At 73.4% G+C, this 16,343-nt stretch carries 17 protein-coding genes; 10 read left to right on the top strand and 7 right to left on the bottom strand.

Annotated features, from left to right (window positions below; all coding sequences use genetic code 11):
- Positions 1-103: 103 nt before the first annotated feature.
- On the top strand, positions 104-1,102 hold the full coding sequence (locus tag FHR36_RS25205; RefSeq protein WP_253800449.1) for a S66 peptidase family protein: 999 nt from the start codon (positions 104-106) through the stop codon (positions 1,100-1,102).
- A 50-nt stretch (positions 1,103-1,152) separates the two neighbouring features.
- On the opposite strand, the gene FHR36_RS25200 is transcribed toward FHR36_RS25205, so the two are convergent.
- Positions 1,153-1,560, bottom strand: coding sequence for a VOC family protein (locus FHR36_RS25200; protein ID WP_253800738.1), 408 nt, complete (start codon positions 1,558-1,560; stop codon positions 1,153-1,155).
- A 78-nt stretch (positions 1,561-1,638) separates the two neighbouring features.
- On the opposite strand from FHR36_RS25200, the gene FHR36_RS25195 reads away from it, so the two are divergent.
- From FHR36_RS25195 to FHR36_RS25180, 4 genes are all read left to right on the top strand, one after another.
- Positions 1,639-2,094, top strand: coding sequence for a MarR family winged helix-turn-helix transcriptional regulator (locus tag FHR36_RS25195; protein WP_253800448.1), 456 nt, complete (start codon positions 1,639-1,641; stop codon positions 2,092-2,094).
- Between the two features lie 40 nt (positions 2,095-2,134).
- Complete coding sequence (locus FHR36_RS25190) at positions 2,135-2,755, top strand: hypothetical protein (RefSeq protein ID WP_253800447.1); 621 nt, start codon at positions 2,135-2,137, stop codon at positions 2,753-2,755.
- A gap of 295 nt (positions 2,756-3,050) precedes the next feature.
- Positions 3,051-3,707 carry an NADPH-dependent F420 reductase gene (locus FHR36_RS25185; protein ID WP_253800446.1) on the top strand — a complete coding sequence of 219 codons (657 nt, stop codon included), beginning with the start codon at positions 3,051-3,053 and terminating at the stop codon, positions 3,705-3,707.
- A gap of 57 nt (positions 3,708-3,764) precedes the next feature.
- Positions 3,765-4,505, top strand: coding sequence for a PIG-L deacetylase family protein (locus tag FHR36_RS25180; protein WP_253800445.1), 741 nt, complete (start codon positions 3,765-3,767; stop codon positions 4,503-4,505).
- On the opposite strand, the gene FHR36_RS25175 is transcribed toward FHR36_RS25180, so the two are convergent.
- The 5 genes from FHR36_RS25175 to FHR36_RS25155 all read right to left on the bottom strand — a co-directional run bounded on the left by FHR36_RS25175 (position 4,469) and on the right by FHR36_RS25155 (position 8,169).
- Positions 4,469-5,131, bottom strand: coding sequence for a DedA family protein (locus tag FHR36_RS25175; RefSeq protein WP_253800444.1), 663 nt, complete (start codon positions 5,129-5,131; stop codon positions 4,469-4,471). The genes FHR36_RS25180 and FHR36_RS25175 overlap by 37 nt on opposite strands.
- Before the next feature lie 5 nt (positions 5,132-5,136).
- On the bottom strand, positions 5,137-5,337 hold the full coding sequence (locus tag FHR36_RS25170; RefSeq protein ID WP_253800443.1) for a DUF1918 domain-containing protein: 201 nt from the start codon (positions 5,335-5,337) through the stop codon (positions 5,137-5,139).
- A 141-nt stretch (positions 5,338-5,478) separates the two neighbouring features.
- The gene (locus tag FHR36_RS25165) at positions 5,479-6,150 is read right to left on the bottom strand and encodes a TetR/AcrR family transcriptional regulator (protein ID WP_253800442.1); all 672 of its coding nucleotides are present in this window, start codon (positions 6,148-6,150) and stop codon (positions 5,479-5,481) included.
- Between the two features lie 84 nt (positions 6,151-6,234).
- Positions 6,235-7,497, bottom strand: a complete 1,263-nt coding sequence (locus tag FHR36_RS25160; protein WP_253800441.1) for a PA0049 C-terminal domain-containing protein — start codon at positions 7,495-7,497, stop codon at positions 6,235-6,237.
- A 69-nt stretch (positions 7,498-7,566) separates the two neighbouring features.
- Positions 7,567-8,169 carry a TetR/AcrR family transcriptional regulator gene (locus FHR36_RS25155; RefSeq protein ID WP_253800440.1) on the bottom strand — a complete coding sequence of 201 codons (603 nt, stop codon included), beginning with the start codon at positions 8,167-8,169 and terminating at the stop codon, positions 7,567-7,569.
- An 86-nt stretch (positions 8,170-8,255) separates the two neighbouring features.
- On the opposite strand from FHR36_RS25155, the gene FHR36_RS25150 reads away from it, so the two are divergent.
- The 5 genes from FHR36_RS25150 to FHR36_RS25130 all read left to right on the top strand — a co-directional run bounded on the left by FHR36_RS25150 (position 8,256) and on the right by FHR36_RS25130 (position 15,773).
- Positions 8,256-9,101, top strand: a complete 846-nt coding sequence (locus tag FHR36_RS25150) for an SDR family oxidoreductase (RefSeq protein WP_253800439.1) — start codon at positions 8,256-8,258, stop codon at positions 9,099-9,101.
- Between the two features lie 261 nt (positions 9,102-9,362).
- Positions 9,363-10,754 carry an IS4 family transposase gene (locus FHR36_RS25145; protein WP_253793771.1) on the top strand — a complete coding sequence of 464 codons (1,392 nt, stop codon included), beginning with the start codon at positions 9,363-9,365 and terminating at the stop codon, positions 10,752-10,754.
- 306 nt (positions 10,755-11,060) lie between these two features.
- Entirely contained in the window at positions 11,061-11,798 is a 738-nt protein-coding gene (locus tag FHR36_RS25140; protein WP_253800438.1) for a GAF and ANTAR domain-containing protein, read from the top strand.
- Positions 11,799-11,953: 155 nt separating this feature from the next.
- Complete coding sequence (locus tag FHR36_RS25135) at positions 11,954-14,350, top strand: SpoIIE family protein phosphatase (RefSeq protein WP_253800437.1); 2,397 nt, start codon at positions 11,954-11,956, stop codon at positions 14,348-14,350.
- A 301-nt stretch (positions 14,351-14,651) separates the two neighbouring features.
- Entirely contained in the window at positions 14,652-15,773 is a 1,122-nt protein-coding gene (locus FHR36_RS25130; protein WP_253800436.1) for an AI-2E family transporter, read from the top strand.
- Between the two features lie 241 nt (positions 15,774-16,014).
- On the opposite strand, the gene FHR36_RS25125 is transcribed toward FHR36_RS25130, so the two are convergent.
- On the bottom strand, positions 16,015-16,338 hold the full coding sequence (locus tag FHR36_RS25125; RefSeq protein ID WP_253800435.1) for a plasmid stabilization protein: 324 nt from the start codon (positions 16,336-16,338) through the stop codon (positions 16,015-16,017).
- Positions 16,339-16,343 lie beyond the last annotated feature (5 nt).

Genomic DNA, 16,343 nt, shown 5'->3' with positions numbered 1-16,343 from the left:
CCGTGCCAGGTCACGAGGGCCCGGCGAAGGTGTCCTCGATCCACTGGCGGACGACCGGCGAAAGTCGCGTGACCCTACCAATCGCACCGACGACACTGACGCCATGACTGGTTCTGCACCGCCTCAACTGCTTCGCCCGCGTGCCCTGAGGCCCGGAGATCTCGTTGTCGTCGCAGCGCTGTCCGGTCCGCTGCCGGCGGCTCACGAGCCCAACGTCGAGCAGACGGTGGTGGTGCTCGAGCGGATGGGATTCCGCGTGCGTCGGGCTCCGCTCCTCGGTGTAGGACGCCACCACTGGTGGAGCGCGGCCACGCCGGCGGAGACCGCCGGGGAGCTCAATGGTCTTCTGCGTGATCCTGAGGTGCGCGCGATCGTCGCGAGTGACGGCGGCCAGACGGTGCTCGGCTACCTCGACCTGATCGACGTCGAGGCGATCAGGGCCGACCCCAAGCCGATCCTCGGCTACAGCGACATCTCGCTGCTGCACCTGGTGCTCTACGCGCGCACGGGGCTGGTCGGGTTCCATGCCGACATGGCCGTCCCCGGCTTCGGGGGACACTGGCAGTCCGCACCCGTGGCGTGCCAAGCGGAACTCGAGAGGCTCTACTTCAGGTTGCTGACCGGTACCGAGGCGATCGGTGCGCTGCCAGCGAGCCCGTCGTGGGAGTGCTGGCGTCCCGGTCGTGTCGAAGGTCGGCTGATCGGCGGGGTGATCAATCGCATCGTGCTGGCGCAGGCGACGCGTTTCGCGCTGCCGCTCGAATGGTTCGACGGTGCGGTGCTGTTCTGGGAGGAGACGGGCGGCCTGGCATCGTACGTGTGGAGCTATCTGCAGGTGTTGCGACACTGCGGCATCCTCGATCGGATCTCCGGCATGGTCGTGGGCGTTCCGCACGAGATCGGTGGACTCGAGCCCGGCGCGTCCCCTGCTCTGCGTGAGATCGTTCTCGACGTCCTCGGGGACCGTGACATCCCGGTCCTGGGCAACGTCGAGTTCGGGCATGCCGGCCCGAATCTGCCGATGCCGGTCGGTATCCGCGTCGGCCTCGATGCGCAGCAGCGGACGCTTTCGCTGCTCGAGCCGACGTCAGGGCCGCGCTGAGCTTCCAGATCAACACGAGCCACCAGGTCTTCACGGCCTCGGACACGGTGTCAGTAGGACTGGAGCTCGACCAGGGTGCCTTCGGGGTCGCGGAGGTGGGCGGTGCGCAGGCCCGGGCCCCAGTCGGGGCGGTCGGTGGGGGCGGTGACGGGGGTGGCGCCGTGGCGGAGACAGAGGGCGTGGGCGGCGTCGACGTCCTGGACGCGGCAGACGAACATCGCGGTGTCCTGGGCGGCGGGGGCGAGGGAGGGGAGGTCGGTGGTGCCGATGGTGGCGGCCATGGCGGCGCGGTCGAAGAGGACGAGGACGGCCTGGTCGTCGACGTCCCAGTTGGCGTAGGGGCCGGCGGCGGTGCCCTTGACGAGGGTGGCGCCGACGATCTCGGGCAGGACGGCGGCGTAGAAGTCGAAGCAGGCGGCGAAGCGGGAGACGAGCAGACGGGGGTGCAGGGCGTCCATGGCGGCAGTCACTCCGGTAATAGTGGGTGTGGACCCACTATAGGTGACGGCCCATCAATGTGGTCTAGGATCGTCGGCATGAACGATCCGGACGCCGCCCCGCCCAGCCTGACGGGCCTCAGCACGTACCTGCTCTCCCGGACCGGCAAGGCCGCCCGGGCCGCGCTGGCCGAGCGGTTGGCGGTGCGGGGGCTGCGGCTGTGGCACATGGCGGTGCTGGCCGCGCTCGCCGACTTCGGGCCGCACGCGCAGCGCGACCTGGCGTCCCGATTGGGGGTGGACCCGAGCGACATGGCCAAGGTGGTCGACCAGTTGGCATCGGCGGGGCGGGTCGAGCGCGTCCGCGACCCGGCCGACCGCAGGCGGCTGACGGTGACCGCCACCGAGGAGGGCCGCGCCGCCCTGGCCGAGCTGGACGCCGAGGCGCGAGCCGTCCAGGATGCCCTGCTCGCCCCGCTGACCGCGGCCGAGCGGGAGCAGTTGCATGCGCTGCTGCTCCGCGTCCACCTCGCACTTCCGGGGAATGCGGGATGAATTGACAGGTGCCCAACTAGGCTGTGGATCAAGGGTGTTCATGGCCGAGTTGGAGGTGGGGACGGTGCGCATCCGTCCGGGTGGGGCCGCACTGCTGCTGGGCGGCATGCTGCTGCTGAGCGGCTGCGGCAGCGGCGCCGACTCCTCGGCCGACCACGAGAGCGGTCCGGGCCGCTACCGGAACCCGCCGACCAGGATCTGTTCGACCCTCGACCCGTCCCCGTTCGTGGAGGACTACGGCACTCCCGATCCGGGGGAGGACCACCTCCTGGAGACGGTCCGGGACTGCTCGGTCAGGTTTCCCCCGAAGCGCGGCGGGGTGAGCGTCTTCCTCGACCTGTTCGCCGACTTCCGGCCGTCGGTCGAGGATGCCCGGGCGGACTTCGACCGCGAGCGGGTCAAGCCGAGCGAGAAGCAGGTGACCGACCTGGCGGTGGTCAAGGGGGTCGGCGATGCGGCCTTCGCCTTCCAGGAGGAGGAGAGCAACCACGAGGTGCGCAGTCATCTGATCGCCCGCCGCAGCAACCTGGTGATCACCGTCTACCTGGACGAGACCGACTACGGCCTCGGGCCGGACCGTTCGGTCGAGCACCGCAAGCGGGTGCGGGACAAGCTGAGCGCGTACGTCCGCGCCGAGCTGGCCGCGCTGGCCTCCCCCTGACGCGCGGCTGCGGCCGAGGGGGGGTGGTAAGCGCTTTCCCCGCTGGGTGTCAACCGGTTCGGTGCGGCCGGTGCCCCCGCACGCCCCTGAAGGGTTTGCGTCCGTGGTGGATGGGGCGGGGGCGGGCTAGGGTCGAGGTAGGGGCTCGGAACGGGAGCAGGTCGAGGTCGACCGCGTGCCGATCCGCCGGTGCGCGACGACCAGGGCTGATGGGTAGTCAGAAAACGGGAGGGGATAGGGTCTCGACCACGGGACGCCGACCCCGGCGGCCCGGCCAACGCGGACGGAGACGCGGATGCGGTTCGGAATCATCGGTACCGGCACGGTCGGTCGGACCCTCGCGAGCAAGCTCGTCTCGCTCGGCCACGAGGTGACCCTCGGCTCGCGCAGCAAGGACAACACCGCCGCCAACGACTGGGCCGACCGGGCCGGACCGTACGGGCACGCCGGGACGTTCGCCGAGGCGGCCGCCTTCGGGGAGATCGTGGTCAACGCCACCTCCGGGACGGTGTCGCTGCACGCGCTGGAGCTGGCCGGCGGCGAGCACCTGGAGGGCAAGACGCTGATCGACGTCTCCAATCCGCTGGTGTTCTCGCCGACCGGCGAGGTCACCCTCGACCCGGTCAACACCGACAGCGTCGCCGAGCGGATCCAGCGCGCGTACCCGGCGGCCCGGGTGGTCAAGGCGCTCAACACGGTGACCGCCGCGGTGATGGTCGATCCGGGCCGGGTGTCCGGCGAGCACAACCTGTTCATCGCCGGTGACGACCCGGAGGCCAAGGCCCAGGTGCGGATCGTGCTGGAGGAGTTCGGCTGGCCGGCCGCGTCGATCATCGACCTGGGCGAGGTGCAGGCCGCCCGCGGGATGGAGATGATGATGCCGTTCTGGCTGCGGCTGATGCACCACTTCGGGCACACCGACTTCAACTATGCGATCAGGAGCGCCGGCTGAGCGGGCCGGCGCCTAGTACGACGGGAAACCGAGTACGACCGGAAACGGGGTAGCACCATGACCGAGCAGCCACCGCCGCCGCTCGAGCCCGTCGACGAGGACTGGGGGACCGCCCTCGCCGTCGTCGCCCACCCGGACGACATGGAGTACGGCGCGGCCGCCGCCGTCGCCCGCTGGACCTCCCAGGGCAAGCGGGTGGTCTATGTGATGGTCACCAGCGGTGAGGCGGGTATCGACGGCATGGAGCCGGAGGCCTGCCGGACCGTCCGGGAGCAGGAGCAGATCGCCTCGGCGGCGATCGTCGGGGTGGACACCGTGGAGTTCCTCGGGCACCCGGACGGGGTGCTCGAGTACGGGCTGCCGCTGCGCCGCGACATCGCCCGGGCGGTGCGCAGGCACCGGCCGGAGATCGTGATCACCACCAACTTCCGCGACACCTACGGCGGGGTCTTCCCCAACCAGGCCGACCACATCGCGACGGGCCGGGCCACCCTCGACGCCGTACGGGACGCCGGGAACCGGTGGGTGTTCCGCGAACTGGTCGCGGAGGGCCACGAGCCGTGGAACGGGGTGCGCCAGGTGTGGGCGGCGGCGTCGCCGGAGGGCCGGCACGCGGTGGACACCACCGAGCAGTTCGCCACCGGGGTGGCGTCGCTCGAGGCCCACCGGGCGTACCTGGAGGGGCTGGGCGGCGAGATGGGCAATGCGGCGGAGTTCCTGGAGTCGATGGCGCGGGCGACCGGCAGCCGGCTCGGGGTGCGCTACGCGTCGTCGTTCGAGGTGATCTCCTTGCGCTGAGCCCGGCGCCTGCGGCGCCGGCGCAGCAGCGAGCGGACCACGAACCCGAGCGCCACGGCGACGGCGGCCAGCGCCAGGTAGACCTGGTAGCGGACGGCCTGGCGGTACAGCTCGCCGATGTTGCTGCCGGCGAAGTAGCCCACCGAGGCCCAGACGCCGACCCAGAGCGCGGCCCCGGCGATGTTGGCGGGCACGAAGCGTCGCCAGGGCATCTCGGTGGTGCCGGCGATGATCCCGTTGGTCTGCCGCAGGCCGTCGATGAACCGGGCGAAGGTGACGACCAGGGCGCCGCGGCGGGCGAAGAAGTCCTCGGCCTTGGCGTACCGCTCCGGGGTGATCCGCACGTAGCGGCCCCAGCGCAGGACGAAGGCGTGGCCGCCGGAGCGGCCGATCAGGTACCCGAGGGTGTTCCCGACGACGGCGGCGACCAGCGCCACCACGACCACCCCGGCGATCGACATCCGCCCGGCACCGGCGTAGACGGCGGCCAGCACCAGGATGGTCTGGCCGGGCACCGGGATGCCGCAGTTGTCCAGGAGCACCAAGACGCCCACCGCCGGATAACCGTAGTCGTCCAGCAGTGGGGCCAGGTGGGCCAGTGGGCCGGGGAGAGGGGTGGCGGTCAATAAGTTCAGCGCCGTTCCTCGGAGAGGTGGTGCTCGACGACGCAGTCGGGGCCCGGGTAGACGAGGCCCTGGTGGCCGTCGTCGAAGCGGACCAGGTACGGCGGCTCGCCGTTGGTGCCGCGGACCTCGACGATCTCGCCCTTGCGGTCCACCATGCCGATCGACCGGCTGTACATGTGGACGTGGTCACCCACGACGGCTTGCATGTCTGCTCCTGAGGGGCTGGGGGCTGGTGCCGGCCGCCCGGGGCGTTGGGCAGCCGCCTCCTCTCCACTGTGCGGCGGGCGACCGCACCCCGCAATGGAAGGATGGGTCAGCCGGGGCGCCGTCCGCGGTCGCCGGGCCGGTCAGCCGGTGCCTTGGGCGGTTGCCGGATCGGCGAGGTAGCAGCGCAGCAGCCGCTTGCACTCGGCGATCAGTGCCGGGTCGCCGTCCGGGTCGACCCGGAACGCCAGTTTGAGGACGCCGTCCGCGCACTCCATGGCGACCCGCAGCGCGAGCGCGTACCCGGGGGCCGTGAACAGGTCGCCGCCGATCGCGCTCAGTCGCAGGGCGACGGCGGCGTTGTTGTCGAGCTCCGCGTCCAGCAGGTGCGTGTCGTCGCCGACCTCGGCCGGGACCGGGTCGACCAGGCCGAAGTCGAGGTGGCCGAAGCCGGGCACCGCCCGCTTCATCGCCACGAACTCCTCCACCGCCAGGTCGACGAAGCCGGCCACCTCCAGTGCCCCGCCGGCCTCGGCCTCGGCGCGGTGGGCGAGCCGGGCCAGGTACTGGTCGAGGTTCCGCTCGGCCAGGGCGGCGAGCAGGCTCTCCTTGCCGGAGAAGAACTGGTAGAGGGTGCCGATCGGCACCTCGGCGCGCAGGGCCACCTCCTTGGTGGTGAGCCCGGCGGCGCCGACCTCGTCCAGCAGCCCCGCGCAGGCGTCGAGCAGCCGCTCGTACCGCTCCTGGCTGCGCTGTTGCACCGGCCTGCGCCGGGCCGCTCCGCCCTGCTCCCGCCCGTCCGTCCGCGCCTTCATGCGGACACTCTGCCGCATCCGGTCTTTCCGAGGCGAATCACCCGGGTGGGTGCATCGCGCCCGGTCCGACGGCCTCGGGGTGGTTCAGAGGCGGGCGCTGCGGAGGATGTCGAGGACCTCGGCGGTGATGGCGGCCTCGTTGTGCTCGAAGTCGGGGCCGGTGAGCTGGTCGGGTCGGTCCGGGAGGCCGGTGAGCACGGGGGTGTGCAGGTGGCCGCCGGGCAGGGCGGGCGCGAGTTCGAGGCGCAGGCGGTTGGAACGGTAGGCGACCTCGTTGGAGAGGTAGCCTCCGCCGCCTCCGGCGACCGCGCGCGATCCGGGAGTGGGCCCGTCCTCGCGGTCGACGGGCTCGGTGGCGCCGGCGGGGATCTCGGTGACCTGCCGATTGAGCAGGACGGGGTAGGGCTGCTGAACGGCCGTCATCGCGTCGGTCGGCAGGGTGGTGGGGATGAACTCGGCTCCCGGGCCGAGGCCGGGGGCGGTGACCGGGTGGTCGTAGGTGCCGCCGGACAGGGCCCCGGTGTTGTCGGGGTACGGGTCGGCGGAGCGGGCGCGGCCGGCCCACTGCTCCAGGGTGAAGAGGCCCGGGTAGCCCTGACTGACGGTGGTGATCAGGTCGGCGGAGCGCGGCCCGGGGGTCAGGCGCGGGCCGAAGGCGCGTTCCACGATGCCGTGGTCGAAGTCGGCGTAGCGGACCGGGAGGACGACGGTCCGGATCTCGGCCCGGCTGCCGTCGGCGAGAGTGATCCGGCGGCCGTCGAGCTGGAGCGCGGCGGAGCCGGACGGGTTGGCGCGACGCGCCTCGCCGTCCAGGCCGAACGGGTCGAAGCCGCTGACGAACAGGCGCCGGACGCCCGGGGCGGTGCGGAAGTCGTTGTCGGCGAGGCCGCGGGAGGCGTCCTCGAAGCGCTGCCGGAGGGCATCGCGGTCGAGCGGGAAGTCGGGCTGCCAGCGGTCGATCCGGACGGTCATGGCGAGCCGGGTCCAGTACAGCGGTCGGTCGTCCGCGGCGGGCAGGTCGCCGCCGGGGCGGCGGCCCTGGGCGCGGTCGACGGCGGCGAACCACAGGGCGGTGCCCCAGGAGTCGACCAGGTGCTCGGCCTCGGTGGCGGTACGGGCGGTGCAGAGGGCGGCCGGGAAGCGGCGGACGAAGTCGCCGAGGGCGGCACCGTCGGTGAGGGCGGTGGTGCGCGGGTCGGCGAGGCGGGCCTGTTCCGGGTCGGTGGGCGCCGAGTCGGCCGTCCGGCAGGCGGGTTGGGCCTGGGCGGCGGGGGCGGCGGGCAGTAACAGGGCGGCGAGGGCGCCGGTGACGGCGAGGAGGCGGGTGGTGCGACGGGTGCGCGACATGTCATGTGACATTACATTGCGCAGCTGACGGGCCGCCAGGGTGCGGCGGCCGGCCCCGCCGACGGTGGGTCAGTCGGCCGGGGCTGTGGCGTCGAGCGCGTTCAGCCAGCGCAGCAGACGCGCTCCCTGGCGGGCCATCAGGTCCGGGTCGCGCAGGGCGTTGGCCAGCAGGGACATGCCCTGGTAGGCGGAGACCAGGGTGACTGCGAGCTCGTCCGGCTCGGGCAGGCCCAGCTGCCGGAACTGCTCGGTGGCCCACTCCAGCAGGCGGCGGATCACTGCGGCGACCTCGGCGTCGAGCGTGCCGTCGGCGCGCTTGTCGAGCTCGACGGCGAGGGTGCCGGTCGGGCACCCGTGGCGGGCGGCGGTCTCGCGCCGGTCGATCCAGGACTGCACCAGCGCCGCGAGGCGTTCGCGCGGGTCGGGCAGCAGGTCGAGCCGGTCGGTGAACTCGGCCAGGCGGGCGCTGTGTTCGGACAGCGCGGCCGAGACCAGCTCGTCCTTGGTCTTGAAGTAGTAGTACACGTTCCCGAGCGGGACGTCGGCCGCGCGGGCGATGTCGGCGAGGGTGGTCCGTTCGACGCCCTGCTCGTGCAGGACCCGGGCCGCCTCGGTGGTGAGGCGGCGCCGTTTGTCGGCCGCGCGGGCCCGCGGCTTCACTGAGTCAGTCACCCGACTCACTCTAGACAATGCCTGGGGCGGCCGTGCTACGTTCTCGGAACTGAGTCAGCCAACTAACTTACTCTGGGGGAGTCGACATGATCGTGGTGACCGGGGCGACCGGGAACATCGGCCGGGACCTCGTACCGCTGCTGGCCGGGGCGGGCGAGGAGGTGGTGGCGGTCTCCCGCCGACCGCAGGTGGACGGACTGCCGGCCGGGGCCCGGCACATCCGGGCCGACGTCGGGAGCGGCGCGGACCTGCGGCCCGCCCTCGACGGCGCCCGCGCCCTGTTCCTGCTGCTCGGCGGCGAGCTGAACGCCCACGGCGAGCACCCCGACGCCCTGGTGGAGGCAGCCGCCGAGGCCGGGGTCGAGCGGATCGTGCTGGTCTCCTCGCAGCTCACCGCCACCCGCCCGGACGCCCCCTCGCACGCCCGGCTGCGCGCGTTCGAGACGGCGGTGCGGGCGTCCGGCCTGCAGTCCACCGTGCTGCGCCCGAGCGGCTTCGCGTCCAACGCGTACGCCTGGGCCGAGACGGTGCGCGCCCGGCGGACGGTCCTCGCCCCGTTCGCCGAGGTGGCGCTGCCGGTGGTCGACCCGGCGGACATCGCCGCGGTCGCGGCGGCCGCCCTGCTGGCGGACGGGCACGCGGGCCGGACGTACGAGCTGACCGGTCCGGTGGCCGTCACCCCGCGCGAACAGGCCGCGGCGATCGGCCGGGCGCTCGGCGAGGAGGTCGCGTTCGTCGAGCTGAGCCGGGAGCAGGCCCGCCACCACTTGGCGCAGCTGATGCCCGCGGACGTGGCCGACTCCACCCTGGACGTGCTCGGCGTCCCGCTGCCCGCCGAGCAGGCGGTCGGCGCCGACGTGGAGCGGGTCCTCGGCCGCCCGGCCCGGCCGTTCGGCGCGTGGGTGGAGCGCAACCTCGCCGCGTTCCGCTAGGGTCCGTCGTCAAACCCTCGCCTGCCTGGCGCCGCCTGGGCGCGCTCCCTCCTTGCCCGCCAACGGGCAGGAGGGGCCCACCGCCGCGTTGTCGTCGGTCGCCGATGGCCCCCAGCCTTCGGCCGGGAGGTGCCCCCAATGCCGTCAAGTTATGGCGGGTTGGGGGTATGGGCTGGTGTTTCGCCGGTTTTGGGGACAACGAGGGCAGGGCCCCGCTACGGATTTGGGTGTCGAGTCCGTTTCCGTGGAGGAGCCCTGCCGGTGTCCAAGTCTGTCATCACGCGCACGCTGTCCGCAGCTGTTGGGTGTTTCGCGCCGGGGCATCTGGGCCCGCTGACCTGGTTGCTGCCGTTCTCGGCGGTGGATGACGCGCTCGCGCGGACCGGCACGGTGCAGCGTCGGGTGCGTGACCTGCCGGCCCGGGTGGTGGTCTACCTGCTGGTCGTCCAGGGGTTGTGCGGGTCGGCACCCTTGAGTGCGGCCTACCGGATGCTGTGTGCCGCGTTGGTCGGGCCGGGGCTGCCCGACCCGACTCGGCAGGGCCTGCACGCCGCACGGGCCCGGCTGGGAACAAGACCGCTGCGACTGCTGCTCGGCGAGTTGTGCCGCCACCCCGACACGGTGCCGGGCCTGTGGCGCGGCCTTGAGGTCTGCGCGATCGACGGCACGGTCCTCGACGTCCCCGACTCCGGGGCGAACCGGGCCTGGCTGGGTAAGCACGCGCACCGCCACGGCACGGCCGGCTATCCGCAGGTACAGGTGATCGTCCTGGTCTACTGCACCACCCGAGCCCTGATCGACGCCGTGTTCGGTCCGGTGGCCGGCCGCGAGTTCGTCCCGGCCAGGCGTCTGCTGCGCAGCCTGCACACGGGGATGCTGGTCCTGCTGGACGCGGGCTTCGACGCGGCCGGGTTCCTGTCGGACGTGGCCGCCACCGGCGCCGACTTCGTCGTCCGGCTGCCTCGCACCGCCCGTCTGGTCGCCCTGGAGCGCTACCCGGACGGCTCATGGCTCACCGTCCGGGCCGGACGCAAGGTCCGCGCGATCGCCGTCACCGTGCAGATCACCACCGGCGAAGGCACCCGCACCAGCACCTGGCTGTTCGCCACCACTCTTCTCAACTGGCGCACCCACCCCGCCGACCAGGTCGTGGCCTGCTACCACGACCGCTGGGAAGTCGAGGAAGCGTTCTGCTCGATCAAGTCCACGATGCTCGACGGGAAGGTCCTGCACTGCACCGGCCCCGCCGGCCTGGCCCAGGAACTGCACGCCCTGCTCATCGCCTACCAACTGCTGCGACTGGTCATGGCCCGCGCCGGGGCCGCAGCCGGACTGCGCTGCACCGCCATGGGCTTCACCCTCGCCCTGCGCGAAGCCGTCAACGGCATCACCGCCGCGGTACAGATCGAGGGCCCCACCGATGCCCACCTGCTGGGGGCGGTCGGCACCTATCTGCGCGACCACCCCCTACCCGAACGCCGCCTACGGATCTACAACCGCCTGGTCAAACGACCCCTGTCCAAATACGCGGCCGGAAAGATCGGGAACGGCAAGAAGCGACAGATCATCCCCGCCGGCAGAGCCACCCTGACCGCCACCATCGACCACAACAGCCCGAACTCCCACCCCTACCAGCCCCAACACCAAACTTGACGGCATTGGAGGTGCCCCCACCGCATGGTCCCCCGGCCTCCGGCCGGGAGGTGCCCCCATCCTCCTCCGCCTTGCGATGCACGCGCCCGGACGCCGCCAGGCCCGCCCTTCGGCCGGACGACGGGGGTTTGAAGACGGACCCTCGAGCCCGGCGGCTGTGCCCGGCGAGGTGCCGGCCGGGGCGAGGATCGCGGTCAACGATGCGAGCCTCGCGCCGGCGGCTGCGATCCGGCGTCGGGGACCGGCCGTGGACTGCGACCGGGGCCGAGGGACGGCGTAGCGTGGGACGCGGACAGGGAGATGGTCATGGGCCGCCAGTCGGAGCTGAACGAGGCCTTCGCGAGCCTCACCGAGTCGCTGGTCGGGGACTTCGACCTCGCCGAGCTCCTCGATCGCCTGGCCGCCTACTGCGTGACCCTGTGCGCGGCCGGCGGAGCCGGCATCGTGGTGGTCGACAAGGACGGGGTGCTGCGCGACGTCGCCTGGTCCAGCGAGGCTGTCCGGCGTCTGGAGCGCCGCCAGCTCGAACTGGGCGAGGGCCCGTGCATCGACTGCGTCCGGCTCGGCCGCGCGGTGATCGAACCCGACCTGTCGGCGGCCTCCGCCCGCTGGCCGGTCTTTGCCCACCGCGCCCGGGAGGCCGGCTTCAACTCGGTGCGCGCCCTGCCGCTGCGGATGCGCAACCGGACGCTGGGCGCCCTCAACCTCTTCGACATCGGGTCGGCCAACGAGACCACGACGGCGGACCTGCGGTCCGCCCAGGTCTTCGCCGATCTTGCGGTCCTGGCGGTCCACCACCACCGGGCGCTCCCCCCGGAGCTCGCGGGCGACAACATCACCCGGGTGCTGGCCGACCGCTCGGTGATCGAACGGGCCAAGGGCATGATCGCCGAGGCCGCCGACCTGACCCCGGACGAGGCCTGCGCCCGGCTGCTCGCCCACGCCCGGCGCACCGTGCAGGGGCCGACCGAGGTCGCCGCCGCCCTGGTCGCCGGGGCGCTGGCGCCGACGGCGGTCCTGGGCCCGGTCCCGGACGAGGAGTGACCGGAGCTTCGTTTCCGGTCCTTCGCTCCGGTGCTCGCGGTCCCCCGGGGACGGGTCCTACGCTGGAGTTGTCCCGAAGTCGCTGACCGGCGGACCACGCACCTTCTCCGATCGAGGTGACCGCTCACCGCTGTCGGGTGTTCAGGAGGCGAGCGTTGACCGAGGACACCGTTGCCCGTCCCGTGCTCGAGGCCACCGTCGACCGCCTGCGGGCGGAGATCGAGGGCCTGCGCCTCGCGATGCGCACCCGCGGAGTGATCGAGCAGGCCAAGGGGCTGCTGATCGCGCGGCTGTCGTGCACCCCTGACGAGGCGTTCCGGCACCTCCGGGAGGAGTCCCAGCGGACCAATCGCAGGGTGGTCGACATCGCCGCCGAACTCCTCGGCGTCGCCGCCCCGCCCGACGCGCCGGACCCGGCGCCGTCCGCCGCCGCATCCCCCGGCGGGACGTCCGCCGCCCCGCCCCTCGCGCCCGCGGTCGGCCCCTCGCCGGCCCTCCCCGAGTTCCCGCCGCAGGGCTTCGCGGCCCGGTTCCACCTCGCCGCCTCGGCCCTCACCTCCGCCGACACCCCGGACGACCTCGCCCGGCTGCTGCACGAGGTCGCCCTCGCACCGCTGGGCGTCGGCGCCGTCGTGCTCGCCCTGCTGGAGCCGGACGGCGCGCTGCGGATCACCGGCAGCCACGGCGTGCCCGCCCAGCAGCTCAGCCAGTGGCAGCGGATCCCGCCGCGGACCGCCCTGCCGCTCGCCGAGGCCGCCCACCTCGGCACCACCGTCTGGGTCGACAACCGCGAGGACTTCGCCGCCCGCTACCCCGACCTGCCCGGCGAGGACCTGATCCCCGGTCGGACCGTGTGTGCCCTGCCGCTGCGCACCGGACGGCGGCTGATCGGTGCGATGAAGCTCGGCTGGCCCGAGGAGTACCACGCCGACCGGGCCGCGGCCCGCTACCTGTCCGCACTCTCGCGGCTGGTGGCCGCCGAGCTGCCCCGGGTGCTCTCGGGTGGACCTGAGGACTTCGGCTCGCTGGAGCCGGCCAGCGAGCCCTGGTTCCGGGCCGTCCTGGACGCACTGCTCGACCCCGTCCTGATCCTGGGCGCCATCCGGGAAACCAGCGGCAAGGTGACCGACCTGCGGGTGGAACACGCCAACGCCGCCACCGTCGACCTGGCCGGCCGCACCGGCGAGGACCTGGTCGGCCGCCGCCTCACCGAGCTGTACCCCGGCATGGCGGCCGGCGGCACCCTCGACCGACTGCTGGACGTCGCCGCCAGCGGCACCCCGTACGAGGCGGAGACCGAACAGTTCGTCGAGATCGTCGGCGGCGCGCTGCACGCCTCCGCCATGACCCTGCACGCCACCCCCTTCCTGGACGGCGTCCTGGTGAGCTGGCGCACCCACGACGAGCAGGAGCGCCGCAGCAACCAGCTCGCCCAGGCCCAGCGGCTCGCCCGGCTCGGCACCTGGAGCTGGTCGCCCGGTAGCGACGGCATCACCTGCTCCGCCGAGACGCTGCGCCTGCTCGGACTCGAGGACGAGACCGGCCCGCTGACCGCGCAGCAGGCCCTGGCCGCCGTCGCCCCCACCCACCGCTCCGCCGTCCGGGCCGCCGCGGCCGAACTCCTCGCCGGGCAGACACCGGTGACCCTGGAGTTCGAGGTGCCCGCCAGGAGCGGCTATCGCAGCCTGCGATCCCTGGCCGAGGCCACCCTTTCCGCGGTCGGACCGCCCGAGGTGGTCGCCGTGGCCGGCGTCGTCCAGGACGTCACCCCCTGGCGGCGCGCCGAGCAGGCCCTCTCCAGCACCCGCGACCAGCTCGCCGAGCAGCGCCGCCGCACCCGCGCCGAGCACCTCGCCTTCCTCTCGCTCCAGCACGCCCTGATGGAGGCCCCGACCGGCCCGCTGCCCCCCGGACTGGAGACCGCCGCCCGCTACCTGCCCGCCGAACGCGAGAGCCAGGTCGGCGGCGACTGGTACGACATCATGACCGTGCCCGACGGCACCGTGCTGGTAGTCGTCGGCGACGTCTCCGGCCACGGCCTGCGGGCCGCCGCCGGAATGGCCCAGCTGCGCCATGCGCTGCGCGGCATCGCCCACGACGGCGTCGACCCCGCCCAGGCACTCGACCGCCTCAACCGGATGCTCTGCCACCAGCGCGTCGACTTCATCGCCACCGCCCTGTGCGGCCGGCTCGACCCGCGCACCCGCATCCTCACCTGGGCACGGGCCGGCCACCTGCCGCCGGTGCTCGCCCGCCCCGGCAGCGCCCGTACCCTCGACCTGCCCGAGGGCCTGATCCTCGGCGTCACCCCGCGCGCCCGCTACCGCACCGCCCAGGTCCGGCTGGCGCCCGAAGAGACGCTGCTGGCGTACACCGACGGCCTGGTCGAGCGGCGCGGCACCGACCTCGGCACCGGCGTCGGCCGACTGCTGGACGCACTCCGGGAGTACCGGGCGACCTCGCTCGACGGCTGCCTCGACCACCTCCTGCGCCGCCTGGACGCGCCGAACCCGCTCGACGACACCTGCGTGGTCGGCCTGCGGCTGCGCTGAGGGCCGGTGCCCGGGCGTTCTGCCACCCCGCCGGCGGGTGGACGCACGCCCACGCACGCCCACTCATCGGGCGTGCCCGACGACACCGACTCCTCCGAGGGGACCGGATGAGCGGGCGACCCGGCCGATGCGCCCCGAGGATGGGAACCATGACCGACGTTCCGCAGTGCCCGAGGCCCGAGCCGGACCGTCCGCGTGACCACGGCGGGCCGGGCCGTTGGTGAGCCGCCGCCGGGACCGTTCACCCGCGGGCGGACCGACCGGTGGGCCGACCGGTGGGCCGGCCCGTCCGCCGCGGCTCGTGGTGCGCCGACGGCCGGTCGCGACGCGGCGCAGCGCCGTCCCGGCCACCGTCCTCGGCACCGCCCCGGCCGGGCTGCGCCGGGCTGCCGTGTTCGCCTTCTGCCTGATCGCGATCTCCGCGGCGGGGTACGTCGGCTACCTGGTCGTCAGCGAGCTGACCCTGCCGGTGGTGGCGCTCTTCCTGGCGCTGGTGATCACCTCGGTGCTTCGGCCCGTGGTCGACCTGATGGCGCGACGGCTGCCGCGGGCTCTCGCCGTGCTGATCGCCCTGGTGGGGACGGCGCTGGTGCTGATCGGGCTCGGCGTGGTGGTCGGCGAGGTGGTGAGCGCCGAGTCCGGGCGGTTGAGCCACGAGATCCACGGCGGCTTCGGCCGGATCGAGAAGTGGCTGGAGGGAGCGCCCTTCCACATCCGGCACGGGGCCCTCGCCGACCTCCAGAACAAGGTCACCTCCTTCGTCTCCAGCCACCGGCAGCAGCTGGTGTCCGCCGCGGTCAGCGGCGCGAGCTGGATCGTCGAGGCCGCGGCCACCGCGGCGCTCGCCCTGTTCTGCTCGGTCTTCTTCCTGCACTCGGGCGAGCGGATGTGGGCGTGGGCCCGCCGGCAGTCCGGGTCGACCGGCGGCGCCGGCTGGGAGCGGGCCGGACGGACCGCCTGGCAGACGTTCGCCGGCTACACCCGGGGCCTGTTCGTGGTCGCCGCCACCAACGCCGTCCTGGTCGGGGTGGGGCTGGTGATCCTCGGGGTACCGCTCGCCGTCCCGCTGACCCTGCTGGAGTTCTTCGCCGCGTTCATCCCGCTGATCGGCTCGCCGGTCGCCCTCGCGGTCGCCTCCGTCGTCGCGCTGGCCACCCGCGGTCCGGTGATCGCGCTCGTCGTCCTGGCGCTGATCGTGGTGATCGGCCAGATCGAGGGCCACCTGCTGCACCCGCTCGTGATGAGCTGGGCGGTCCGGATCCACCCCGTCGCCATCGCCCTGTCGGTGGCCGCCGGCACCGTGCTCGGCGGCGTCATCGGCGCCGCGGTGGCCGTGCCGGTGGTGTCGGTCGCCTGGGCGGTCATCTGCGAACTGCGCCGTCGGCCCGACGAGGTCACCGAACCCGGGGGCGGGTCCGGCTAGCGGAACCGTCCCGGCGGCTCAGCCGGTGCCCGCCCGGTCCCCGCCTGTTCGGCGGGGCGGCGGCCCGGTCCCCGCCTGTTCGGCGGGGCGGCGGCCCGGGACGCGGCGGGTCGGGCGGGGGTACGGGCGGCGGGACGGGGGCCGGGACCGGCGGTGCGGGGACCGGGGGCGGGCTGTCGGGCGGCGGCGGGGGCCGGATGTCGGGGTCGGCCGGCGTCGGCACGGTCATCGGGGACACCTCTCAGTGGCCGAGCGCGTTCTCGAGCTGCCGCTTGTTCATCTTCGAGCGGCCCTTGATGTTGCGCTGCTTCGCTTCGTTGTAGAGCTGGTCGAACGTCGGTCCCCCGGGACCGGAGTGGGAGCGCTTGCCGCCCCGGTGGCCGGCGGACACGTCGTCGACGGACGTACGGCTGGCGGTCCTCGACTCGCCGTGCCGGGCACGTTCCTTGTTCACCGTCCGGGCGGCGATCTCCTCGGCGCGCTTCTCGCTCTCACCGCGATCGAGGGCGCTCTCCTTGATGTGCTCGTACTGGCGCTCGCGCTTGGGACTGGAACCGGCAGGCATGGTCG

Source organism: Kitasatospora cinereorecta, assembly GCF_024172095.1.
Lineage (GTDB): Bacteria > Actinomycetota > Actinomycetes > Streptomycetales > Streptomycetaceae > Kitasatospora > Kitasatospora cinereorecta.
Note: the sequence above shows the minus strand (reverse complement) of the source record. Positions and strands in the feature narration are given on the sequence as shown.